Source organism: Clostridium sp. JNZ X4-2 (assembly GCF_054889485.1).
The window spans coordinates 2,612,924-2,637,424 of sequence record NZ_CM142685.1; the positions used below are offsets into that span (position 1 = coordinate 2,612,924).

Here is a 24,501-nt window from a genome sequence, read left to right on the forward strand (position 1 = left end):
TCACCTAGCCTAATTCATTAAAAATTTCAAAGCTTCTTTTATCATAATTTCAATGGAATTGTTATTATCTATGGCAGCCAATGCACCATTTGCCTCTTTTTCAGAATATCCAAGAGCTTCAAGAGCTTCTGTAACTTCAGAAATAGTTTTACCCCCACTGAATCCCTCAAAATTATTTTTGTAATCTATGATTTCATCTGATGATACCTTATCCTTCAGTTCCAGAATAATTCTCTGAGCAGTTTTCTTCCCTATACCAGGAGCTCTCACTAAATTTTTTTCATCTCCAGATATTATAGCATATTTTAAATTGTTAACGCTACTTATGGATAAAAGTGAAAGTGCCGCTTTTGCCCCTATACCATTTATAGTCAGAAGAATATTAAACATATTTATCTCTTCTTTTGTCAAAAATCCATACAGCCCTATAAAATCTTCCCTCACTATCTGCTGTAAATACAATAATATATTCTCACCTATTTTAGGGGTTTTAGCAATAGTACTTCCGGATGTATTTATCTTATAACCTATACCATTGTTTTCAACTACTATATAATCTCTATTCACACCTTTATATATTCCCTTTATGTATTCATACATCTAAAACTCCCCCGTTAAGCTATTAAAAATCATATATAATATTATAACATATATTACTTTATCATTTTAGATATCTTAGTTCAAGTTATACTGTAATAGAATTACCTATACTAAAAAAACCTTAAAGACTATTATTCATAGTCTTCAAGGCGTGCTTCCGCTTCTTCTCTGGTATTGCATTGAAAGTATTTATCCCCTTTGGTTAAAAGTCTGATATCCTCTTGCTTCAATCTGCTTGTCTTTATATGGGTAATATCTCTCTTTTCATTTTCTATAAACATATTTCCCTGTTTATCTGTTTTATATATGGCAATGGCTCCATCCTTTATGCCCAATACATATTTATCAGGAGCATATTTATCTACATCTTTTACTAATATTACTTCTTTTGCACTGAATTTCTGAACCTTATATCCTATACTTTTATAAATTTTTTCAACTTCACCTTTTTTCTTTCCTGTCAATTTTCCTGATGATTCTTCCTTTTCTATTTCAAGATCCCCGCTTTTATCATATTTTATCTTAAATACGATCTTTGTACTATCAGAAACAATTTCATTTACAGAAGAATTTACCTTTACGGTATCAGATGAAGTATCATTTTGTCTAATCTGGCCCAGCCTTCTTTCCATATTTATATTTTGAAATCCCACTACACATATATAACAACTCAATCCCAAGATCAAAATAGTAAAAACAACTAAAATTGCCGTATGAATTTTTCTCTTATCCACAATATCCCTCCTTTTTTGAATATTATGGACAAATTTCCTAAAAATATACATATTATTTTAATTTTATACTGGTATAATTTTTACTGCAGTATAATATATTATTTTTAATAACTATATTTCCCTGTTTATCTATTCTCCAGACTATGGTTCCTCTGTTTATCAGCCTGTTTTCAACTCTTTTATCAGGAGTTCCCGCTCCATCACTTGTTATAATTGCCACTCTGGGTTTTATTTTATCTAAAAACTCCCCAGTTGTACTGGTATTGAGACCATGATGGGATACTTTAAGTATATCACATTTTTTAAGTTCTCCTGTTTTTAAAATGTCTTCTTCTTCTGTTCTTTCACAATCCCCTGTAAATACATATGTTAAGTCACCGATTTTTCCCTGTAGTACAATGGAATTATTGTTTTCTGTAGGTTTATTTTTAACAACTGGACCAATGGCCTTAAGGCTAAGACCATAAGTTTCAATATGCCAGTTTCTCTTTATATACTTGACATTCACCCCCATCTTAATCAATCTATCCCCTATGATATTCTTCATGCAGTTTTTATGATCAGGCAGATACACCTTACAAACTTTTCTGGAATGGGCTATTTTAATTATGCCTTCATAATGATCATCATGATAATGAGTGAGTATTATTCCATCTATTTTATTTATATTGTTCAAATCCAAATACCTTATAATCCTTTTGGTATAATAAGCAGCTCCTGTATCTATTAAGTAATTTTTATTGTCGGCCTTTATTAAAATACAGTCACTTTGACCTACGCCTAAAAAATGTACTTCATAATTTCCAAATTTGGCTGAGGTGGCACTATCCATGTACATTATAATTATAAAAATAATAACAGCTAATGTTTTTTTCATATTAATATTCCCCCATAAACTGTGTGCTGCTATTATTTTTTACAATTTAAATTCTTATATTCTAAAAGGTAAGAAAAATACCTGCAAAATTTTAAAATTGAATATTCTTAACATATAATAAAAAAATCACTTTCAACAATAGGTATTTTACATACCTCTATTGAAAGTGACTTATACTTTACATATAAATATCTTATGTATTTTTGAACACAATATACCATTAATCAGCTTATTTAACGTATATTTATTCACTGTCATTAAATAATTGATAGTTTTTAACCTTCAAATTCTTCTGGAAAATCAGCATTGTGGTAAACATCCTGAACATCATCATCTTCTTCAAGTTTATCTATTAACTTTTGAACTTTTTCAGCAGTTTCCATATTAACAGATATAGTGTTATCAGGTATCATGGTAATATCCGCCGATAGAAAATCCAATTCTTTTTCCTCCAGTTTTTCCCTAACTGCTCCAAAGTCCTCCACAGCAGTAATTATTTCAAACACTTCATCCTGGGCATCAAAATCCTCTGCGCCGGCATCCAGTGCCTCCATCATAATTTCATCCTCATCAATATCTTCTTTTTTCTCTATTATAATTTGTCCTTTTGTTTGAAACATCCATGATACACATCCATTAGCCCCTAAATTTCCACCATGCCTTGAGAATGCAGCTCTCACGCTACTTGCTGTTCTATTTTTATTGTCGGTCAATGCCTTTACTATTATTGCAACTCCATCTGGTCCATATCCTTCATAAACTATTTCTTCATAGTTTACTCCTTCCATTTCCCCCGAACCTTTTTTAATTGCCCTGGTCACTGTATCTTGAGGCATATTGTTAGCTTTGGCTTTTGCTATAACATCCCTCAATTTTGCATTGCTGTCTGGATTTGAACCTCCAGTTTTAGCTGCTATAGCCAACTCTTTTCCTATTTTAGTAAATATCTTACCTTTTTTTGCATCTGCCTTACCCTTTTTTGCCTGTATATTATGCCATTTTGAATGTCCTGACATATAAATTTCCTCCCAACTTACAGTTTATAATTATTATATTAATTATGCAAACTGTATTATATCATATAAAAGCCTTTAACTACAAATATAAGGTATCTTATATGCCGGAAAATACTACTCTTTAATCAGAACATTATCAACTTTAAAGTAAAATTCCTCATCTCCAACTATTAACTCACATTTTCCATTAGTTGCATCTATAATTTCATTTATCAACAAATCAACATTTTCCAGAATACAATTTATTGATAATTGAACCTTATCAGCATATTCTATATTTTCTATATGAATAGATTTTTGTTCAAAAAGATACTGTAGTTTTCCCAAAACTTCATAATCTACAGATATGTCTATGGGCGACCCCTTCACTCTTTCTACTATCTTTGCATTATCAATAGAAAGAGCAGCGGATTTAGAATAAGCTTTTACCAGCCCCCCCTTGCCCAAAAGTATTCCCCCAAAATATCTTGTAACCACTATTACTACATCTGTCAGCACCTTTTTTTTAATTACCTCTAAAATAGGTATTCCTGCAGTTCCCTGTGGTTCTTTGTCCTCGTTATATCTCTGAATATTCATTTTTTCTCCAATTACATATGCATATACATTATGTGATGCTTTAGGATTATTCTCTTTTATTCCACTTATAAATCTTTTAGCATCAGCTTCAGTGTATACCCTTTTTATACTGCCTATAAATATGGACTTCTTTTCTTCAAACCTGGAACAGGCTTGATCCTTTATTGTAAAGTACCCCAATATTACCCCGCCTTTCAAAACATCCATAATCAAATCATTTCATAATGTAGTAAATTATATCATAAGCTTGTTTAATATTTGAATTCCCTTTTTTATATTCTCCCTGCTTATATGTGAAAATCCAATTTTAAAATATCTTTTACCTTCTAAAGGGTTTTTATAATATAATGAACCTGGAGTAATTAAGACCCCCTTATTTTTTGCTTTTCTAAAAAGATCTATAGAATCTATTTTAACATTATCCTTGATTTTCAAATAAAAATGCAGTCCTCCTCCCGGTTTTATAAAATCAATCTTATCCTTTAAATACTCAGTTATACATTCTTCCATATATATATATATATCCTTGTATTTTATATTCAAGGTATTTATATAATCCTTCCACATACCCCTTCTAATATACAAATCCAGTGCCCTTTGCATAAGACTAGACGTAGCTATATCCGTGTTGATTTTAGAGTTTTGGATATTTTCCCTGAATTTTTTAGGAGGTATTAAATAGCCAATTCTTATACCAGGTAAAAATATCTTTGAAAAACTCTTTATATAAACAACTCTATCATTATGATCCAGGCTCTTAAAACTATTATATTTTATATTACTATCATAAATCAATTCTGAAAGATAATCATCTTCTATTATATAAAAATCGTATATCTCTGCCAGTCTCAATATTCGACTCTTTTTATCATTATTATAGCTTATACCTGATGGATTCTGAAAATAACTCATAGTATAAAAACATTTTATATTATTTTTCTGGAGTATTTTTTCAAGTTTATCCACATTGACCCCATTTTTCTCAACAGGAATTTCAACTATTTCTGATCTTCTAGACTTAAACACGGATAATGCCCCGCTGTAAGTTGGTTTTTCAACTATTACACTGTCATTTGTATTTAAAATAGACTTTGAAACTACATCTATTCCCTGTTGTGCTCCAGAAATTATAAGTATATCCTCTTTGCTCACATCTCCCTTCCAGAAAATATCACTTATGCTCTTTCTCAATCCTTCATACCCCAAAGGCTCTTGGTAGATTAAAGCTCTGGAGCCGTCCCTATCCAATACCTCATTTAAAACATCCTTAAAAAGATCTATTTTAAAAAATTCTCCACTGGAAGTCTCTCCTGTAAAATCTATGTAATCTCCTATTTCACTGCTGAATATTTTCTTCAAAGCCCTGGAATATTCTCTATTAAGATTTCTATTTATATCTTTCCTTTTAGCATAGGTTCCACTTCCCATTTTTTGAACAGCATACCCTTCACTTTGAAGCCTTTTATAAGCATTCACTATTGTAATATTATTTACCTTTAGGAATTGTGATAATTCCCTTATAGAAGGCAGCTTTTCACCATCTTCTATTTTATTTTTATCTATTAATTTTTTTATATGTTCTTCTATTATTAAATATTTGATTCCTCCCCCGCTTAAATCCATGAAATACTTATTCAATAGAAAATTCATTTCCTTCCTTTATGTTATTTGAAAATAATTTATACATTATTTTATATCACCACAATATCACAAAAATAAAAGATTTAGTACTAAAATTTAAAATTTTTAATACCAAATCTTATTATTACAATATAAAGGAAAAATACTTAGATAAAATATACATTTTCTTTAAATAAAGGAGTGCCGTTTTTCATCTTGTAATCCCTGGTTTCTCTTTTAATTAAATTCTTTTTCCACAATTGATTTAAAATTTCTTCCACATTTATATTATAATTATAAAACAGTTCGTCATTTCTTATATCTTCCGAACTTAAAAAGCAATCTTTTTCCCTCATGTAATTCAAAAGTACCTTTGCAACATTTCTGATATTTTTATCTACATTTTTCTTCAAATAATCCATAGTGTCTTTTATAGCATTTTCCACTTTCTCAGCATTATTAAAAAACAAATTATCCACACACAATTTAAAATCATCATTTAAATTCATAGCTATAGTCATGGCATCTTTACTTATCATATGTCCTGATGAATTTATATATAACTTGGAAAACTCCTCTATTGATCGTACTGCTGCAATATATGAAGTATGTATCCCGTCATTCTGAAGATACTTTTTACATATACTCATATTTTTAAACAATTCACCAAGATAAAACATATTCCATCTTTCCCTGTCCAAATCAGGATAATACCTGCCCACATCATATTTAGATGTTATATCCATATCTTTAGAAAATATTAGTCTGGATGAAGATATTATTCTGTGAATAAATCCACCTTTTAAATCTTGTTCAGGCAGCTGCAAAAAATTGCTTTTGCTCATGAGCTTGACATGAATGGGAACACCTTCCTTCTCCGTGTACAAATTTTTCATATTATCCATATTATTGTCACATACCACTAGTAAATCAATATCGGATTCATCCCACAAGTCCCCTGTAATCATACTTCCAAAAACCATAGCTGCCAGAATGGAATCATTGGCTTTAAGCTTTTCAATAACAGCATTAAAAGCTTTTTGATATTGTAAAATAGTTTTTTCCACTTCAATTAGCCCCCTTTAAAATTTTGCTGTATAAAAATTATATTGTATATATATTATACAATTATATACTATTTTTTTCATGAAAATTTAATATTTTAATTTAATTCAGGATAAATATTTATAAAAATAAAAAAGTACCCATAGATATACACCTTTTAAGCATTATATCTATAGGTACCAATTACACTATTAAACGCTGTTCTGTTAATATTATTGATTATTCCTGTTTTTCAAAATCACTTTTTGGAACTCCACAAAGTGGACATACCCAATCTTCTGGCAAATCCTTAAATGAGGTTCCCGGTTTAATACCAGAATCCGGATCCCCTACTTCAGGATCGTAAACATAACCACAAGCAGTACAAACATATTTATCCATTTTAATTCCTCCTGTACAATATAATTTATTCCATGGCTGCCATTGCTAAATCTCTGGCTTTGTAAATCGGCGGATAAGCAATTCTTCACCTCTGGATAAGTTCTTCTAAGTTTCATGTAGAAAACTATTTCCTATTGGTAAATTCACCTGAACCAAAGAATCATTTTATATTATAATTATGACACAATCCATTTTTCAAGTCAATACATTCTATCATATAATATATATTATTATTTAATCATGAACTTTTTAAATTTATTATACACCTTTTCATCAACTAATACGCTCATATACGTTCCCCCTTCCCTATACTCTTCTTCTTCCACCTTACAATTGCCATGCATAAACGCCACTAGAGACTGTTCTGTATATGGAATCAAATATTGAACTTTTTTCATATTCATGGGAAGCAAGTTTGATATTTGTTTTAAAAGTTTTTCCAGATTAGTACCGTACTTGGCTGATATACAAATTATGTGGAAATTTTTGTATCGGGATATTATATGATTTATTTTTTCCTGGCCTATTTTATCTATTTTATTCAATACCATAATAATAGGCTTCTCTCTTATTGAAAGCTCCTCCAACACTTTATTTACTGCTTCTATTTGTTCTTCTGCATAATTGGAGGATACATCCACTACATGTAATATTAAATCAGAATAATTGATCTCCTCCAAAGTGGATTTAAAGGACTCTATTAAATCATGAGGAAGCTTATTTATAAAGCCTACAGTATCAGTAATAGCAATTATTCTTCCGTCTCTCAATTCTACAGCCCTGGTAGTTGTGTCCAGAGTAGCAAATAACATATCTGCTTCAAATACTTTTCCTTTATGGATATTTTCATCTGGAACAGCTATTTCACACAGCTTATTCCTCAAAGTAGATTTTCCTGAGTTAGTATACCCCACCAGAGAAACCTTACACATCTCATTTCTTCTCTCTCTTTGCGTACTTCTAACTTGTTTTATCTTTTTTAATTCCCTGTTAATCTCATATATTTTTTCTCTTATATGTCTTCTATCGGTTTCCAATTTCTTTTCTCCAGGTCCTTTAGTACCTATACCTGCCCCTGTCCTGGAAAGAATTATACCCAGTCCAGATAGTCTGGTCAATCTATACTTAAGCTGTGCAAGTTCTACCTGCATTTTAGCTTCCCTGCTCTTTGCCCTGGTAGCAAATATATCAAGTATTAAAACAGTCCTGTCTATTACCTTTATGCCTAAATTATCTTCCAAATTTTTTATTTGGGATCCAGATAATTCATCATCAAAAATAACTATGTTTGCACCTTCTATTTGACATATTAATCTTACTTCATCCACTTTTCCCTTTCCAATATAAAAAGCAGCATCTACAGTATCTCTTTTTTGAAATACCTTTCTCAGAGGTTTTACATTACAGGCCTTAGACAACTCTGCCAGTTCATCTAAACTCTCCTCAGTATCCGTTCCCACAAGTATTGCCCTTTCACCCTTTTCCTCCAATATATCCTTTAGCCTTAAATTTTCTTCTACTTCATGTATTTTTGTCAATATATCGTATTCAATAACCTGATCTACAGTTAGAATATTTGAAATTTCTGATATAATGGATCCGTTTCGAAGCCTGCAAAATCCCAGACTTATTTTAATATCATCCGGCTTAATTCCTATGGCAGCTATACAATCCAGCCTTAATTTTGTCAATGCTGAAATATCTACTGTAGAAAGCTGAGCTGTACCATTTGGATGAGTATGTACTATTCTAATGCCTGAAAGCCTGTTTTTTAAAAAGCTAACCTCCTCCATATTCACAGTACTGCTGTCTCCAATTGTCACATTTACAACTTTTCCTTTTCTATCAATAGCTGTACTTATCTCTCTATTTAAATAAATAGAGAAGCTGCAAATCATTTCCATAACTTCCCTACTGCACAAACTGTCTTTAGGAACCCTCATATCATAAATTTTCTCCAATTTATCCAGTATGGAATTTTTTACTCCTTCAGTATTGCCATATATCAAAATATCATCTCCAATTATCACTTTTGTATAATTCTATACTAGATAAAAAACATTGTAAATACCAAAAACTTCAATTTTATCTGCTTAATTAAAATAACTTTACAACTTTTCAACATGAGCATTGAAAACTCACAAAAATATTGCTAATATTAATAATATGATTTTGTGTTTATTGAAACTAATGTTTTAATATATATTACTGGAGGTTTGTAATGGAAAATAAGTCAAAGAATATACTGATAACTAAAGATCAGATTGCAGGTAAGATAAGTGAAATTGGAAAATTGCTGGGTCAGGAATACAAGGGTAAAAATTTATATGTATTGTCCCTTTTAAGGGGAAGTTTTATATTTACATCGGATTTGGTAAGAGAAATAGATCTTCCCTTGAAGATAGGTTTTATGACCACATCAAGTTATGGAACTTCTGAAACATCATCCGGAAAAGTAAAGATTCTAAATGATATATTAGATGATATTCACGGATATGATGTATTAATTGTAGACGATATAATAGACACAGGAATAACTATGAATTTTGTCATAGATTATATAAAGTCCCTGGGTGCTTCCAGTATAAAATGCTGTGTATTATTGGATAAGCCGGAACGACGAAAAGTTCCTTTAAAACCGGACTTTTATTGTTTTAAAATTCCTGATGTATTTGTTGCCGGTTATGGCCTTAATTATGGTGACTATTATAGAAATGTACCCTACATATTTAACTGGAACTAATTACATTCATACCTTGTTTTAGGAGAAAAATCATGGGTTATCACCAACAACTTTTTCTCCTAATTATCTCTTACAGCTAGTTTGGAATTTTAAACCCCGCTTTATCAAGTCCTAGATTTATGGCTGTTTCAGGAACCTTACCCAATATAATGGTTTCAGATATAGGCACCTCATTTTTCACTTTTATATCTTCAATCCTCAGTGGAATTATAATTCTCATATTTGTATTCACTTGAACATATATTTTATGCCTGGATTGATTTATACCCACGCTTTCAAAACTAGACAAGTATTTAGTTTCTATATATCCTACAGGCTGCATTTTAATAGTAATGCTAGGACCGAAAAACGCCAGCAAATTGTTTTCCATTACGTATCCCAATGGAAGTTTTAATCCCACCTTTCCTATATCCTTTAACCTTTGTTGACATTTAATAGCTACATCACAAGCTATTTTATTCATCTTTAATGTATTTGCTCTTATCATGACTATGTTTCCCTGTTTATCTTTCTCTATATCTATAATATTCTTGTAATCAAATTGTTTTGAATACTCTTCTATGATTACCGAATTTATAGTTTCAGTAATTATAGCTCTGGTTTGTACATCCGCAGCTGTAACAATTGCCGGACTTATTTTGGCATTTACAAAATAAATGCCGGATCCTAAAATTATTAATATGAACCCTATTATAAATATACTCTTCACTTTATTGTCAATTACCTTGAATATTCTTATAGCCATCACACCCTTATTATCATATACCATAATATATGATAACAAGTAATCCTTTATTTATCTAAAAATTTTATATATTTCATTAACACTTTAATTTATGTTATAATAATTTAAATGTAAAGGTTAAAACAAGGAGGACAATTATGGTCAAAAGACATAAAAAGACCCAAATCAAGACTTTTAAAAAGGTGGCTATCATTTTATCTGGCTTGTTAATAATCGCACTGTTAGTGTCAATAGGCATGTCCCTCGCAATTATAAAAAATTCCCCCAAGCTGGATGTAACCCAGATATTAAATTTAAGGGAGCCTTCTGTTCTATATGATGATAAGAACAATTTAATGGATGCAGTGGTTACTCCCCAGCAGAGAACGGTGATCCCATTTAGCAGTATGCCCCAAAATTTAAAAAATGCCTTTGTCAGTATAGAAGATCAACGATTTTACAACCACAGGGGAATAGATTTAAAAAGACTTGTTGGAGTAATATTCATAGATATTAAAAGCAAATTTATAAAGAGTTCGGATATTCAAGGCGCATCTACAATAACACAACAACTGGTGAGAAGTATATTTTTATCATCTGAAGTATCTTACAAAAGAAAATTACAGGAAATATATCTTTCTCTGAAACTTGAAAAAAAATTAAGCAAGGATCAAATACTGGAAGCATATATGAATACAATTTTTTTAGGCGGCAGAGCTTTGGGTGTTGAAGCTGCTTCTAATCAGTATTTTGGCAAACCTGCAAAAGATTTGAATTTAATTGAATGTGCCTTTATTGCCGGTATGCCCCAAAGTCCATCCGTATATTATCCATATTCCTCAGCCTCCCAAAAGAATCCATCCATATATTTGAACAGAACTGCTACTGTAATAAAAAAAATGTATGAAAATGGATATATATCTCATTCTCAATATACATCTGCTATAAATGACATTTCAACAGGTAAATTGGATATTAAACCACAGCCTGCTGTAAATAATGGTTATAATAACGAATGGTTTACAGTACCTGTAATTAATTCAGTAAAAAAGGATTTAAAATCCAAATATAGGTACAGTGATGAACAAATAGAAAACTTACTTATGTACGGCGGTTTAAAAATACATACTACAATGAATAAAGACCTACAGGAAAAAACTGAAAATACCTTGGACAATGACAGTATTTTTCAAGCTTCATCCTTAGACAAAAATGGAATAGTACAGCCTCAGGCTTCTGCTGTAGTTATGGACTACCATTCCGGAGAGGTCAAGGCTCTGGTTGGAGGAAGAGGTAGTCAGCCTGCCAGATCTTTTAACAGAGCTGCATCCCAAAATTATTTACGGCCTGCAGGTTCTAGTATAAAGCCATTAACTGTGTACAGCCCTGCTGTAGATTCAAAAAAATTTACAGCAGCCAGCATTTTTGAAGACTCTCCATTATCAGATGATGTGGCAAATAAATATACTACCAATGGAGAACCATATCAACCTAAGGATGATACCTCTATAGGTGGAAATATGACCTTAAGAACAGCTATAACTCATTCTATAAATTTGGTTGCAGTAAAGCTGGAAGATAAATTGGGATTAAAAACCGGTGCGGATTATGCAGAAAAATTCGGAATAACTTTAGATGAAGATGACAGAAGCAGTATAGCTGCACTATCTCTCGGAGAACTTCATCATGGGGTAAACACCCTGATAATGTCTGCTGCCTATGGAGTATTTGGAAATTCCGGCATATACACTTCACCAAGACTCTATACTAAAGTTGAGGATAGAAATGGAAAAATTCTATTGGACAATAGCACCAGGACAAAAAAAGTTCTTTCTCCTCAGTCAGCATATATAATGTACGATATGCTCAAAGGTCCAGTTAGTGCTGAAGGTACTGCCCCAAGTGCAAATCTGGGAAATATGCCTGTAAGAGGTAAAACCGGAACTTCCAGTGATAGTAAAAATCTATGGTTCTGTGGATTAACACCATACTATTCTGCTGCTGTATGGATTGGTAATGACGATAATTCCGTAATACAAGGGGTTTCTAGTGGCTCCATAAACAGTAATTCAGCTGCTAAACTTTGGGCGGACATAATGTCTCCTTTTCATGAAGGCTTACCTGCAAAAGATATTAAAATGCCTTCTGAAATAGTAACTCAGGCAATTTGTTCTGAATCCGGAAAATTGTCTACTTCAGCCTGTTACACGGATCCTACTGGCAGTAAGGTTTATAATGAATTCTTTATATCCGGTACTGCTCCCACAGATTACTGTGACATACATCATTCCTGGAATATATTTGATTATTTTTCAGGTAATAAAAACAAAACAAATAATAAGAATGACAATGAAGATCTTAAACATAACAATAACAATAGTACAAAAGGAAATGACAATAATTTAAACAGAGGTGATACTACATTACCTGACAGCACTCCGAAAGATGACATAAATAACAGTGAAAACACCACAACAGATTCTGACAATACACCTTCCAAGACATTTGATTTAAATAATTAAAAGTCATTTATCCAGGGACATAACAGTACTGTCATCCCAGCTTCACAAAGCCGGCAGTTCTGAGTCAAAAAAAGGCCTGCTGAAATTTAAATAATATAATAAATTTCAGCAGGCTCCTTTTTTAATAATTATCCGCCTAAAATTTTTCTCATTGTTTTTAACACTTTTTTTTCTATTCTAGAAACCTGTACTTGATTTATACCCAGCATCTTCGCCACTTGAACTTGGGTCTTATCCTTAAAATATCTGAGCATTATGATTTGTCGTGACTTTACATCCAGATTTTTAAGTGCTTCCTTAAGGGCAATCCTATCTACCATTTCTACATCTTCATTTGGATTCTCACTTATTTTATCTATTAAAAGAACTGGTGAACCATCGTCTTGATGTATAGTATCATAGAGGTATTGCAAACTGGTAGCAGATTCTGTAGCAAATATCAAATCTTCAACTTCCACACCAGAATACTTTGCCAGCTCCTCTACAGTAGGTTCCCTATCCAGCTTTTTTGTTAATGTTTCCCTGTCATAGTGAAGTTTCTTAGCTGTGTTTTTTACACTTCTACTAACTTTTATCATTCCGTCATCTCTTAAAAAACGCTTTATTTCACCTAATATCATGGGTACTGCATATGTAGAAAATTTCACATTATAACTTGGATCAAAATTATTTACTGCTTTCATAAGTCCCATACAGCCTATTTGAAATATATCCTCATATTCATATCCTCTATTTAAAAACTTTTTACTTATAGCCGATACCAATGGTAAATTCAATTCTACTAATTTATTTAAGGCGTCCTTATCCCCTTGCTTGGCATATTTAATCAATTGCAAATTATCTTCATAACTATACTTTAATTTTTTTACTGCTTCTTCACTCATACTATTCACCTAACTTAATGAATTAAAAACTTTTTTCATTATTAATCTTGTCCCTTTATTTTTTTTAGATTCTACCCTAAGTGAATCCATAAAAGTCTCCATTACAGTAAATCCCATTCCCGATCTTTCAAGATCAGGCCTTGATGTATAAAGAGGTTGTCTGGCCAGATCTATGTCTTCTATGCCTATTCCTTTATCTTCTATAACTAAGGTAAGTTCTCTATTCTCAATAAAAGCTTCAATTGCAACTGTACCCTCTTTATTTTCGTAACCATGAATAATAGAATTTGTAACAGCCTCTGAAACTGCAGTTTTTACATCCGTCAGTTCTTCTATTGTAGGATCCAGCTGAGACACAAAAGCTGCTACCGCTACTCTCGCAAAACTTTCATTTTGTGATTTGCTAACAAACTCTATTTTCATACTGTTATCGTACATAATATTTATCCCCCCATTAAATATTCTCAATTGCTTCCTCAACGCTGTCATAAAGCTTTATAATCTTAAACAAACCTGAAAGCTCAAATACTCTTTTTACCAAGTCAGTTGCTCCCGCAATACACATAGCACCATTTTTTAAATTTAACTTTTTATACCTTCCAATTACCACCCCTATTCCAGAACTGTCCATAAAACTCACCCCTGAAAAGTCCATTATGAGTTTATCCAATCCATCCCTGTCCAATCTATCATCAATTTTATTTCTCACCTCTTCTGCACTGTGGTGATCCAGCTCTCCTTTTATGCCCACTATAAGTTTATCAACTCTAACTTTAAATTCCAAATTCATAAATTATCCAAAGCTCTACTAAAACCATACTGCAAAACCGCTCCTATAATTTTAGCGTTAAAATATTATTTTAACTTTAATTTACCATATAACATATAAAGGCCTTAATGTTATATGACTAAAGTTCAATACATAAACTTTAGCATATGCAAAATATTGCATAGTCCGAGCCAGACATTCTTACCCCCCCTCTGTTATTTTTTATGTAATATTTCTCTAATCTATGGAATAAAACATTCACCTTAATTATTATTCTATGTGTGTCATAATTTTCCTTTTTTTTTCGTTAGTCATTTTATTATTTATTTTTACCATGTATTATGTTTTTAAACATATATCTAAGTTATTTTTAAAAATATTCCAGTTCCAAGTTTTTTCAGCAAAAAATTTAAGCCATAATAAAAAAAGGCACATCCAATAAGTTCATTAATCTAATGGATAATGCCTCTTAATTACAACTGGCTGAAACTTTAAAATAAATATATTTATTTAGTTAAATCTTCTATAAACTTTGGAAGTACAAAACAAGCTTTGTGTAATTCTTTTGTATAATATTTTGTATTTATATCTATAGTAGAAGATAAATCCACTTTCTGCGGATCATATTTTTTGGAACCCAATGTAAAACTCCAGAATCCACTTGGATAAGTCGGTATGCCGGCCATAAACAATTTTGTCACAGGAAAAACAGCTTTTGCATCCCTATAAACACTTTTTACCACTTCAGGTAAATAAAAAGGAGTTTCAGTTTGAGCTACAAATATGCCGTCTTCTGTCAGGCACTCATATAGTTCTTTATAAAAACTTCCGCCAAACAAACCTTCCGCAGCACCAAAAGGATCTGTAGAATCCACTATTACGACATCAAAACTATTTTTATGCTCATGGACATACTTTATTCCGTCTCCAATAAAGATTTCACATTTTGGATTCTCCAGAGCACAGCTTATTTCAGGAAGATATTTTTTACATTCGTCTATAACCTCTCTGTCTATTTCACAGAGAACAACTTTTTTCACCGTAGGATGTTTTAAAATCTCTCTTACAGCACCACCGTCTCCTCCTCCAACTACAAGCACCCTTTTAGGATCCGGGTGGCTAAATAAAGGTATATGGGTTATCATTTCATGATATACATATTCATCTTTAATAGTAGTTTGTACTATTCCATCCAAAACAAGCATTCTTCCAAAACTGTATGTATCTACTATAGCCAAATCCTGATACTCAGTTTTTTTTGTAATCAAAGTCTGTTTTATTTTATATGTCATAACAGCATCTTGAATTTGCCCTTCTTTCAACCATAAATCCATTAAATATACCCCCTTGTTTGTTTTAAACTCAATCTTCTTAAATTGTTATTTTACTGCAGCAAATATCATTATAACAATAATTTTATACTATGACAACAATACTACAAAATGACTATTTTCCAAAACAACTGTCCTTTTTCACGATTTTAATTTCTTCTTCTGTCAACTCAAAAAATCTATACAAACACTTTTCCACATCATCTTCACCATAAAAATCAATAGAAGGAATCTTCAATTTCATCAAATTGCTGGGATAGTACTCATACAAATTTTGTCCCAGCTTCTTACCAAATGTTTTAAAATAAAATTCGTATAAGGAACTGTTTAAAATCTTAACTAAATCATCATATGTAAAACTGACATTCTTTTTTAATACCAGGGAATATACATCCGCACTAAAATAACTTCCCTCATCTATGGCAAATCTGTTGTCTTCAGATTTATAGGGAAATACAATTTTTTTACCTTCAAATATCTGAGGCTTTCTTCCCCACTGAAGTTCATACCATTTTCTAATTCCTTTCCTGCACTCTCTCCTATTTAAAAGCCTTTTTTTGTATGTTTTTATATAATTTATGGAGTTGGGACAGTCCTCTTCACTTTTTATAAAATTGGAGTATATAATAAATTTTTCTCCGTTTATTATCTTATCCCTATGTATATAACTGCTTTTTATCCATGGTCTGATTAACTGGGGTTCAATATTCTTTTCTTTTAAAATATGCTTATCTATTATAAAGGCCCTATCACAACCTGTTATTATTCCCTGATGACTTTCACATATGTCCTTTAAAGTACATTTACTTTTTTCTTCTACTTTATCGATTATCCTCCTTTCCAATTTGTCGATAAATATCCACCCACCATTATCAATAAAACTTTGATGCATAAAAAAGCTTTTATACTTCTTATCTTTCTTTAAAAACAGGGAATTGTAAAATCTGTTTTTTTCCAGTACGCTACCCTTTTCAGGTTTTATAATCTCTATACTATTATTTAAATTATTTTTCTTTGATAAAAATATTATAATTGGATCCACTCCCACATTTTTAAAAGGCCTTATACCATAAAAATCTACGATTTTATATATAGAAGTATTTTGGATTAAAAAATTTCTAAGTTCTTTGCCACTGCAGGCTTCACAAAAATATCTAGATGTAATAAATCCAAGCTTCCCACCTTTTCTCAAGCATTCTAATGATTTTTTCAAAAAACAATAGGAGATATCTCCCTTATCTCTGTATATGCTTCCATACATTTCTTTTAAAATTTTGCAATAATCCCTATCCACATGTTTATGACCTATGTAAGGAGGATTTCCTATAAATACATCAAATACTTCATCTATATTTTCCATTAAAAAATCTTTTATTATAAAGTTATTTGAGTTAAGATGTCCACTAAGAACAAATAAATCTATCTGCAAAACCTTTACTGCCATTTCATCTATATCAAAACCAAATAAATTGTTGCATATTATATGTGCATTTATATCCTTCTGTTTTAAATTAATATTATTGTGTTTATTTATAGATTCTATATTATTTATAAATATATTTCTCAAGTAGGAAAAACATGCACATATCAAATTTCCACATCCGCAGCATGGATCTACAATCTTTATAAATGGATTTTTAATTACATCCAGAGGGCTAATTAAATTTTCAATCATATATGCTGCTATTTCATAAGGTGTGTATACTATCCCTTTTCTTTTATTTGTATCTCTTAGTTCATAGTACTTTTGGGAAAAACACCTCTTTTCTGATATATTAAACTTCTTTTTATAGCTTTCTATAAATTTGAATTTAAGTTCATTATCTATATCTTTATTCATATAGTTGTAAATCTTTTCAATACCTTCAATAAAATTATCCACATCACTATCTCCAATTTTTATTATCCCTAATATTAAAGAAACATTGATATGCCAATGTTTCTTTAGTATTATTTACTACTAATTCCTGTAAGACTTAAGTATAAATTATTAAATTAAGTATATCATAAATTATATCTTACAAGGTAGGTGATAATATAGCTATGATTAAAAAACTTATATCAACTTTCTTAATGTTCATAATATCCTTGTGTTCTTACAGTGCAGGAGCCTATTATAAACAAGAAAAACCTTTAATATATGATAAGCCTTTAGCTGCACATATAGAGCCAATTTCTAATAAAAAAGAGGATAATACTACTAAAAAAACTGGAAAACTTCAGGGATTAGATATTTCCAAATTGGATGGCAGTGAAAAAAATTGGTTTTTTAAACCCAATAATAAAGGTACTCCTTCAGAAGAGCCTGAAGATGTCCTTAAACTTATAAATAAATACTCTGCATATTATCTGGGAGACACTTCTAAAAAAGTACTCTATTTAACCTTTGATGAAGGATATGAAAATGGATATACATCTAAAATATTGGACATATTGAAATCAAATAATATAAAAGCTGCTTTTTTCGTCACAGCTCCCTATATAAAAGGTAATCCGGATTTAATAAACAGGATGGTAAATGAAGGTCATTTAGTATGCAACCACTCTGCCAAACACCCTTCAATGGCGGATACTGCAAAAGATCCTATAAAATTTGAAAAAGAATTTTCAATAACTGAGGAAGCTTATAAGGAAGTTACAGGCAAACAAATGCCCCGCTTTTTCAGGCCACCTATGGGAAAATACAGTGAGTTATCTTTATTTTATACTAATAAATTAGGATATAAAACTATATTTTGGAGCTTCGCCTATAATGACTGGAATATCAAAAAACAGCCTTCTCCTGCAGAATCTCAGAAAATGATAAGCCGCAGAACCCACAACGGAGCAATTATATTGCTTCATGCAGTTTCCAAAACAAATTCTGAAATACTGGATTCTGTGATAAAAAATTGGAAAAGTCAGGGTTATACACTGGAAAGTCTAGATAAGTTACCATAAATGTATATGTCTTTCCAATATAATTTTTCTTTATATTGGATCATAAATTAGGTATAATTGATTTATACATTATATTTTTAGTTATACCTAATTTATTAAATTATATAAAACAAATATTTTTGGGGAGATATTATATATGAGAATTACACAAGAATCAGATTATGGTCTTAGAGTTATACTCTATTTGTCAAAATTAGGCTATGGTAAAAAAATTGAAGCTAAATCCATAGCTAAAGATGAAAAGATACCGCTTAGATTTCTTCTTAAACTTTTAGGAAAATTGACCCAATCAGGTATAATTAAATCCTACAGGGGGGTTAATGGAGGCTATGCATTAAATCATATGCCTGAAGAAATAAATTTAAGAAGTATAATTGAAGCTATAGATGGTCCTATTTATTTAAACAGATGCCTGTATGACCCTGGGCATTGTACTGCAAATAGGAATGGTCACTGTGATATACATAACTCGCTTTTAAAGGTACAGAACAGACTAATTAAGGAACTGGAAGACATTAACTTCAAAGATATACTGGAAAATAAAATTTAACAACTCACATAATCTAAAACTGATTAAAATTTTAATCAGCTTTAGATTATATTTTATTAAAAGTCATGACTTTTAATAAGAATTTAGGTATGGATAACAGCCTTTTTATTCTGGAAGGTTCTGCAATAACCCTATAGAGCCATTCAAGTCCCAGACCTATCATCCACTTTGGTGCCCTTCTTACCTTGCCTGCAAACACATCAAAGCTTCCTCCTACACCCATGAATATACTGCAGGGCAGCTTATTCATGTTCTGGGATATAAAAATATCCTGCTTTGGTGCTCCCATGGCTACAAATATTGCATAGGGACTGCTGAACTTTATGTCATAAATTACATCGTCACAATTATTCAAATCAAAATAGCCATTGTGACTTCCACATATTTTTAAAAGAGGATATCTTTCTTTTAAATTTCTTTTACACATATCCAGGACATCCTGTTTAGCTCCAAGCAAATATATGGGCTTGCCTTCTTCCGTACATTTTTTTATTATGTCTTCCATAACCTCAATGCCGGCTATTTTTTCTTTTACAGGCATGCCTACAATTTTAGAAGCCAAAAGAGTTCCTACTCCATCTGGAATTATTACAGTATTGCTGTCTGTAAAACTTTTTAACAGCAAATCACTGTGAAGTCCATTGTACAGTATCTCAGGATTACCTGATACTATATTTATCTTTGAAAATTTATCTATATATTTCATAAATTCCATTTTGCTTCCACTAAATATATTGTACTCCAGCAGCTTAGTAAACATTTAAAATGCACCTTCACTTTTAAATACAGAAGAAATTGTTTTAAATAAAATCTTCATATCCATAAAAAGAGAAAAATTTTTTATATAAGTTAAATCATAGTGGATAGTTTTACCAAGTTCTATCTCTCCTCTTCCGCTTACCTGTGCAAGACCTGTTATGCCTGGAGTAACCAGCAGCCTCTGGCGGTAGGCTTTGGGATATAATTTAACCACTTCCGGTATTTCAGGCCTGGGGCCCACTAAACTCATATTTCCTATGAATACATTAAAAAGCTGGGGTATTTCATCCAAACTTGTTTTTCTCAAGAAAGCTCCGGACCTGGTAACCCTGTTGTCACCCCTACTTTGAAATACAAAATTCTCTAAATTATGGGGATCGATATCCAGTGTATGTTTTTTTTCTGCATCAACTACCATTGTTCTAAATTTATATATTGTAAAGTTTTTTCCATCCTTGCCTACCCTGACCTGCTTAAAAATAGCAGGACCCTTAGAATCTAACTTAACCCATACAGCAAGTATAATAAATACCGCACTCAATAGTATTATCCCCAGTGCAGAAAGTATAAAATCATAAACTCTTTTGAAAAAAAACTGCACTGCCTTATTTCTTATATCCTCTACAACATTTATTTCTATTTCATCTGCTTGCATGATTTCGCAAGTTCACCTACTCTCTTATATTTTTATTTATTATACCATACATGTTTTTTACTATAAAATCTTTTTTACTTTAGTTAAAACAATAGAACTAAAAACAGTGATTAAAAAGGCACTCATTTCAAAACTCAAATTATCTGCATGAATGTATTTATTCAGATAGTACTGGGTATAAAGATATAGTATGCCTGCCTGAACCAAGTATATATCATAAGATATATCCGATATATATCTTATGATCCTCATAATAAATCCATTTTCAAACTTAAAACTAAATATAAAAAGTATAAATGCTGTAGAATAGAAGAGTACGGCCGGTCTCTGAAAAGTAGTGACGTAATCTACATTTCCACTAAATTGATTGCCTGATATGAAACCATATATAACCATAAAAACTGAGATTAAAAAAAATACGGATACCCAGACCCTGTGATGATTTAATTTTTCACAGATGCTGTCAATATTTTTGCCTATGCAGCCTCCAAGAGAAAAATAAAAAAGCCAGTATAACAGGTTTTTTTTATCCCAAAACCATTCTTCTGGGGAAACAATTTTAAAATAATATGTATACGCCAGAAAAAAAATTGTAATTGTAAAACTGAGCAAAATCCACCATCTTTTATTCATGAATTTATATACAAATGGAAATATGATATAAAATTCAATTATCAGTGGTACATAATAAAAATGATAAAATACATTTCCATAGATTATGTTGTTCACATCCTCATGTATATTAAAATCCTTGGTTATTATCAATATGTAAAGTGCACACCAGACTATGTACTGAGGCACTACCCTTAAAAATCTTTTCACTATGTATTCCGAATAACTTCCGCCTTTTTTATAATTTACAGTAAGTCCCATTCCTGAAATAACTATAAAAGCTGGGACACAGAACCTGGAAAGCTGATTTAGTATAAATGATGCATTATAAGTAGCAGAATAAGGGGTGCACCTGTAAAGTACGGTTGCCGAAACATGCAGTGCTATAACTGCAAGTATTGAAAAGGCCCTTATTACATCCATACCCAAAATACGTTTTTTAATAATGTCTGCCACCTTCTTTACTCAAAATAAATATTATACTGCAATTTTATTTTTAACTATTTTTATCAGGTATTCATACTCCTCAACCTTTGTAAAGTACAGACATATGAAATAAACTGTACTTCCCAGTATAAATGAAGCCACAATAGAAATCATACTGCCTTTCATAAAAGAAGCAGTACTATTCATACAAATATAATTTACAGCATATATACACGCTCCCATAGCTGCTGAAGAAAGAGCAATTTTTAAGAAGCTTAAAAAAAGCTTTCCTATGTTCATTCCATTCAACCTTTTATTCAAACTTATCATCATAAGTATTGTAGTTATAATTGCAGAAATTGTAGTAGCCAGCGCCAGCCCTGAAACTTTCATGTATTTTATCAAGATAAAATTTATGATTATGTTTATAATTATCCCCACAAAACTATTCACCATAGGCGTCCTTGCATCTTTAACAGAATAAAAAGCTTTATTCAACATATCTCTTATTCCATAGGCAATCATTGCAGGGCAGTAAAATAAGAGTGCATTAGAGGTCAGATTTGAAGCTTCCAGGCTAAAAGCTCCACGCCTAAAAATCACATTTACAAGAGGATGTCTTAAAACTCCTATTGCAACTGCTGCTGGTATCATAATTATCATTATTATATTTACAGAACTTACAAGAGCCTTCTTGTAGTTTAAAATATCCTTTTTAACTGCCAGCTCTGAAAGGGTTGGATATACAATCATGGCAATGCCTATGGCAAATACTTCATAAGCCAGGGTATTCACCTTATTTGAATAATCCAGAACTGTAACTGCACCAAAGTATATATTGTTTGCAAAAGATCTGTTTATAAATAAGTTCAACTGAACTACTGAAGTACTTATGACTATAGGTATCATCAATTTAAACATGGAAACTGCATCACTATCTTTTAAATTCATTACAAATTTATACCTGTATCCAAGTTTCCTGTACCTTGGGAGGTTTATGGCAAACTGAACAAAAAAAACTATTACAGTAGCTACTGCAAATCCCTTTATCCCATATTTGGCAGTCAAAAATATCAGATAAACTATATAAACCAGATTGGACACCAGCGCCATGGCAGCAGGTTCATAAAACTTTTTATGGGATTGCAGCACTCCTGTAACTACGCTTTGCAATGTGACAAATACAAGCGATAACAACATTATCCTAATTATTTCAACTGATTGATTAAATATATACATATTGGATGTAAATCCATGTCCAAATAAATATATTATCTGTTTTGAAAATATAATGAGCACAACTGTAATTATAATTGTAAAAAAAGCAGACAGGTTTATTATATTGTTTACAAATGTATTTCTTTTTTCACCGGTGCTCTTTTCAATATGCTCTGAATTAAGCGGTATAAAAGTTGTAGTCAATCCATAACTTATAGTAGTTAAAAGATATACAAGTCCCAGTGAAAAATTATATATGTCAGTTATATAAGTTGCCCCAAATTTTTCTGCTATAAGAGCATCCCTTACAAGTGCCAGAACTTTACCCCCTACTATGAGAAGCATTACTATAATGGAACTCTTTATTACTCTTTTTCCCGCCATTTTCTTCACTCCAACTATTTTTGGGAGAGTATTTTAGTATATATATCATTGTACTGCCTGCAAAAATTATCTATTGAAAACTTTTCCATACAAACATGATATAATTTTTCTCCCATTTTTGATATGTACTCTCTTTTATCGTAAGCCAATTTCATTTTATCACTTATATCCTCTATAGAATTTGGATTCACTAAAAATATAGAATCCCCATCCATGATCTTTCTTATATCGCCTGTATCGGGAGCTATAAAAGGTTTCTTTACTGACGCACTTTCCAGCAGGGTTATAGGAGGCGCTCCACCTTCACTGAAAGATGTCAATATTCCCACATCCCCTGCATTTATAAAGTCCACAGCATTTTTTTTATATCCCGCAAGTATTACATGATCCTGCAATTTTAAATCTACTATGAGATTCCTCAATTTAAGTTCCTCTGACCCTTCTCCAACTATAAGCAGCTTTACATTTTTCACCTTATCCCTAACAATACTAAAAGCTTCTACAAGTGACATCTGATTTTTTACGGGATGCATTCTCGCCACATTTACATATAGAAAATCATCCTGGGTAATACCATATTTTTCTCTTATACACTCTCTATTTTCCCTTACATTAACTCCATTAAAATCAATTCCATTGTTTACTCTGAATTTTTCCCCTGTAAAATTCTCATGACTTAATATATTTTCTATATAACTGGATACACATATATACCTGTTAAAACTTCTCAACCCCTTTTGGCTTAAAGGTGTAAAGATCAGATGTTTAATTTTGTTATTCAAGAAATCCTTTCTAAAATCACTGTGTACTGTAGCTATTGTAGGAATTTCTATTTTGTTTTTTATAAAATAATGCATAAAAAAAGCTTTGGGTCCGTGAAAATTCACAATATCAATCTGATTTTTCTTTATATACTCCAATATATGTCTGTCATAAGTTGCACTTCTTCTGAACTTTACTGTAGCTATGTTCATCTCCCTGCTCTTGTCATAGAGGCCGCCTCCGCCTATAGTGCCTATAATACAGTCAAACATATGTTTTGAATAAAGACTTAGATTTAATACATGGTTTCCGCCGCCTCCTGTATCATTTCCCGATATAACCTGCAATAC

Annotated in this window: 24 protein-coding genes; 4 read left to right on the forward strand and 20 right to left on the reverse strand. The window is 31.3% G+C overall.

Going from position 1 to position 24,501, the window contains the following annotated elements:
* Positions 1 to 9: 9 nt before the first annotated feature.
* From ruvA to hflX, 9 genes are all read right to left on the reverse strand, one after another.
* Positions 10 to 600, reverse strand: coding sequence for a Holliday junction branch migration protein RuvA (gene ruvA / locus ACYUJ6_RS12590; protein ID WP_461843112.1), 591 nt, complete (start codon positions 598 to 600; stop codon positions 10 to 12).
* A gap of 131 nt (positions 601 to 731) precedes the next feature.
* The gene (locus ACYUJ6_RS12595; protein ID WP_461843113.1) at positions 732 to 1,334 is read right to left on the reverse strand and encodes a hypothetical protein; all 603 of its coding nucleotides are present in this window, start codon (positions 1,332 to 1,334) and stop codon (positions 732 to 734) included.
* Positions 1,335 to 1,386: 52 nt separating this feature from the next.
* Positions 1,387 to 2,211: a ComEC/Rec2 family competence protein gene (locus tag ACYUJ6_RS12600; protein WP_461843114.1), complete on the reverse strand. Its 825-nt coding sequence runs from the start codon at positions 2,209 to 2,211 to the stop codon at positions 1,387 to 1,389.
* Between the two features lie 275 nt (positions 2,212 to 2,486).
* Positions 2,487 to 3,227 carry a YebC/PmpR family DNA-binding transcriptional regulator gene (locus ACYUJ6_RS12605; RefSeq protein ID WP_461843115.1) on the reverse strand — a complete coding sequence of 247 codons (741 nt, stop codon included), beginning with the start codon at positions 3,225 to 3,227 and terminating at the stop codon, positions 2,487 to 2,489.
* 114 nt (positions 3,228 to 3,341) lie between these two features.
* On the reverse strand, positions 3,342 to 3,986 hold the full coding sequence (locus ACYUJ6_RS12610; RefSeq protein ID WP_461845509.1) for a YigZ family protein: 645 nt from the start codon (positions 3,984 to 3,986) through the stop codon (positions 3,342 to 3,344).
* Between the two features lie 54 nt (positions 3,987 to 4,040).
* Positions 4,041 to 5,456: a MocR-like pyridoxine biosynthesis transcription factor PdxR gene (gene pdxR, locus ACYUJ6_RS12615; RefSeq protein ID WP_461843116.1), complete on the reverse strand. Its 1,416-nt coding sequence runs from the start codon at positions 5,454 to 5,456 to the stop codon at positions 4,041 to 4,043.
* 137 nt (positions 5,457 to 5,593) lie between these two features.
* Entirely contained in the window at positions 5,594 to 6,493 is a 900-nt protein-coding gene (locus tag ACYUJ6_RS12620) for a nucleotidyltransferase domain-containing protein (protein ID WP_461843117.1), read from the reverse strand.
* Between the two features lie 217 nt (positions 6,494 to 6,710).
* The gene (rd, locus tag ACYUJ6_RS12625) at positions 6,711 to 6,872 is read right to left on the reverse strand and encodes a rubredoxin (RefSeq protein WP_461843119.1); all 162 of its coding nucleotides are present in this window, start codon (positions 6,870 to 6,872) and stop codon (positions 6,711 to 6,713) included.
* A 230-nt stretch (positions 6,873 to 7,102) separates the two neighbouring features.
* Positions 7,103 to 8,881: a GTPase HflX gene (gene hflX, locus ACYUJ6_RS12630; protein ID WP_461843120.1), complete on the reverse strand. Its 1,779-nt coding sequence runs from the start codon at positions 8,879 to 8,881 to the stop codon at positions 7,103 to 7,105.
* Between the two features lie 212 nt (positions 8,882 to 9,093).
* Here hflX and hpt point away from each other — a divergent pair, with 212 nt between their 5' ends.
* Complete coding sequence (gene hpt, locus ACYUJ6_RS12635) at positions 9,094 to 9,615, forward strand: hypoxanthine phosphoribosyltransferase (RefSeq protein WP_461843121.1); 522 nt, start codon at positions 9,094 to 9,096, stop codon at positions 9,613 to 9,615.
* Between the two features lie 76 nt (positions 9,616 to 9,691).
* Here the strand turns inward: hpt and yunB are convergent, their stop codons facing one another.
* Entirely contained in the window at positions 9,692 to 10,360 is a 669-nt protein-coding gene (yunB, locus tag ACYUJ6_RS12640) for a sporulation protein YunB (protein WP_461843122.1), read from the reverse strand.
* A 137-nt stretch (positions 10,361 to 10,497) separates the two neighbouring features.
* On the opposite strand from yunB, the gene ACYUJ6_RS12645 reads away from it, so the two are divergent.
* Entirely contained in the window at positions 10,498 to 12,861 is a 2,364-nt protein-coding gene (locus ACYUJ6_RS12645; RefSeq protein ID WP_461843123.1) for a transglycosylase domain-containing protein, read from the forward strand.
* A gap of 128 nt (positions 12,862 to 12,989) precedes the next feature.
* On the opposite strand, the gene sigF is transcribed toward ACYUJ6_RS12645, so the two are convergent.
* The 5 genes from sigF to ACYUJ6_RS12670 all read right to left on the reverse strand — a co-directional run bounded on the left by sigF (position 12,990) and on the right by ACYUJ6_RS12670 (position 17,727).
* Complete coding sequence (gene sigF / locus ACYUJ6_RS12650; RefSeq protein WP_461843124.1) at positions 12,990 to 13,745, reverse strand: RNA polymerase sporulation sigma factor SigF; 756 nt, start codon at positions 13,743 to 13,745, stop codon at positions 12,990 to 12,992.
* 9 nt (positions 13,746 to 13,754) lie between these two features.
* Entirely contained in the window at positions 13,755 to 14,183 is a 429-nt protein-coding gene (gene spoIIAB, locus ACYUJ6_RS12655; RefSeq protein WP_461843125.1) for an anti-sigma F factor, read from the reverse strand.
* 16 nt (positions 14,184 to 14,199) lie between these two features.
* Positions 14,200 to 14,535: an anti-sigma F factor antagonist gene (spoIIAA, locus tag ACYUJ6_RS12660; protein WP_461843126.1), complete on the reverse strand. Its 336-nt coding sequence runs from the start codon at positions 14,533 to 14,535 to the stop codon at positions 14,200 to 14,202.
* Between the two features lie 485 nt (positions 14,536 to 15,020).
* Entirely contained in the window at positions 15,021 to 15,848 is an 828-nt protein-coding gene (gene speE, locus ACYUJ6_RS12665; RefSeq protein WP_461843127.1) for a polyamine aminopropyltransferase, read from the reverse strand.
* Positions 15,849 to 15,960: 112 nt separating this feature from the next.
* The gene (locus ACYUJ6_RS12670; RefSeq protein WP_461843128.1) at positions 15,961 to 17,727 is read right to left on the reverse strand and encodes an Eco57I restriction-modification methylase domain-containing protein; all 1,767 of its coding nucleotides are present in this window, start codon (positions 17,725 to 17,727) and stop codon (positions 15,961 to 15,963) included.
* Between the two features lie 161 nt (positions 17,728 to 17,888).
* On the opposite strand from ACYUJ6_RS12670, the gene pdaA reads away from it, so the two are divergent.
* Positions 17,889 to 18,785 (forward strand): delta-lactam-biosynthetic de-N-acetylase, encoded by an 897-nt coding sequence (pdaA, locus tag ACYUJ6_RS12675; RefSeq protein ID WP_461843129.1) that lies wholly within the window; start codon positions 17,889 to 17,891, stop codon positions 18,783 to 18,785.
* A gap of 136 nt (positions 18,786 to 18,921) precedes the next feature.
* A complete protein-coding gene (locus ACYUJ6_RS12680) occupies positions 18,922 to 19,335 on the forward strand; it encodes an RrF2 family transcriptional regulator (RefSeq protein ID WP_461843130.1) in 414 nt (137 codons plus the stop codon).
* Between the two features lie 46 nt (positions 19,336 to 19,381).
* Here the strand turns inward: ACYUJ6_RS12680 and ACYUJ6_RS12685 are convergent, their stop codons facing one another.
* Genes ACYUJ6_RS12685 through ACYUJ6_RS12705 form a run of 5 tightly spaced genes read right to left on the reverse strand, consistent with a single transcriptional unit; the run spans position 19,382 to position 24,498 of the window.
* Positions 19,382 to 20,095: a WecB/TagA/CpsF family glycosyltransferase gene (locus ACYUJ6_RS12685; protein ID WP_461843131.1), complete on the reverse strand. Its 714-nt coding sequence runs from the start codon at positions 20,093 to 20,095 to the stop codon at positions 19,382 to 19,384.
* Entirely contained in the window at positions 20,096 to 20,749 is a 654-nt protein-coding gene (locus tag ACYUJ6_RS12690; protein ID WP_461843132.1) for a sugar transferase, read from the reverse strand.
* 60 nt (positions 20,750 to 20,809) lie between these two features.
* The gene (locus ACYUJ6_RS12695; RefSeq protein WP_461843133.1) at positions 20,810 to 21,817 is read right to left on the reverse strand and encodes an acyltransferase; all 1,008 of its coding nucleotides are present in this window, start codon (positions 21,815 to 21,817) and stop codon (positions 20,810 to 20,812) included.
* 21 nt (positions 21,818 to 21,838) lie between these two features.
* Complete coding sequence (gene murJ, locus ACYUJ6_RS12700) at positions 21,839 to 23,389, reverse strand: murein biosynthesis integral membrane protein MurJ (RefSeq protein WP_461843134.1); 1,551 nt, start codon at positions 23,387 to 23,389, stop codon at positions 21,839 to 21,841.
* 14 nt (positions 23,390 to 23,403) lie between these two features.
* Positions 23,404 to 24,498: a glycosyltransferase family 4 protein gene (locus ACYUJ6_RS12705; RefSeq protein WP_461843135.1), complete on the reverse strand. Its 1,095-nt coding sequence runs from the start codon at positions 24,496 to 24,498 to the stop codon at positions 23,404 to 23,406.
* Positions 24,499 to 24,501: the final 3 nt, after the last annotated feature.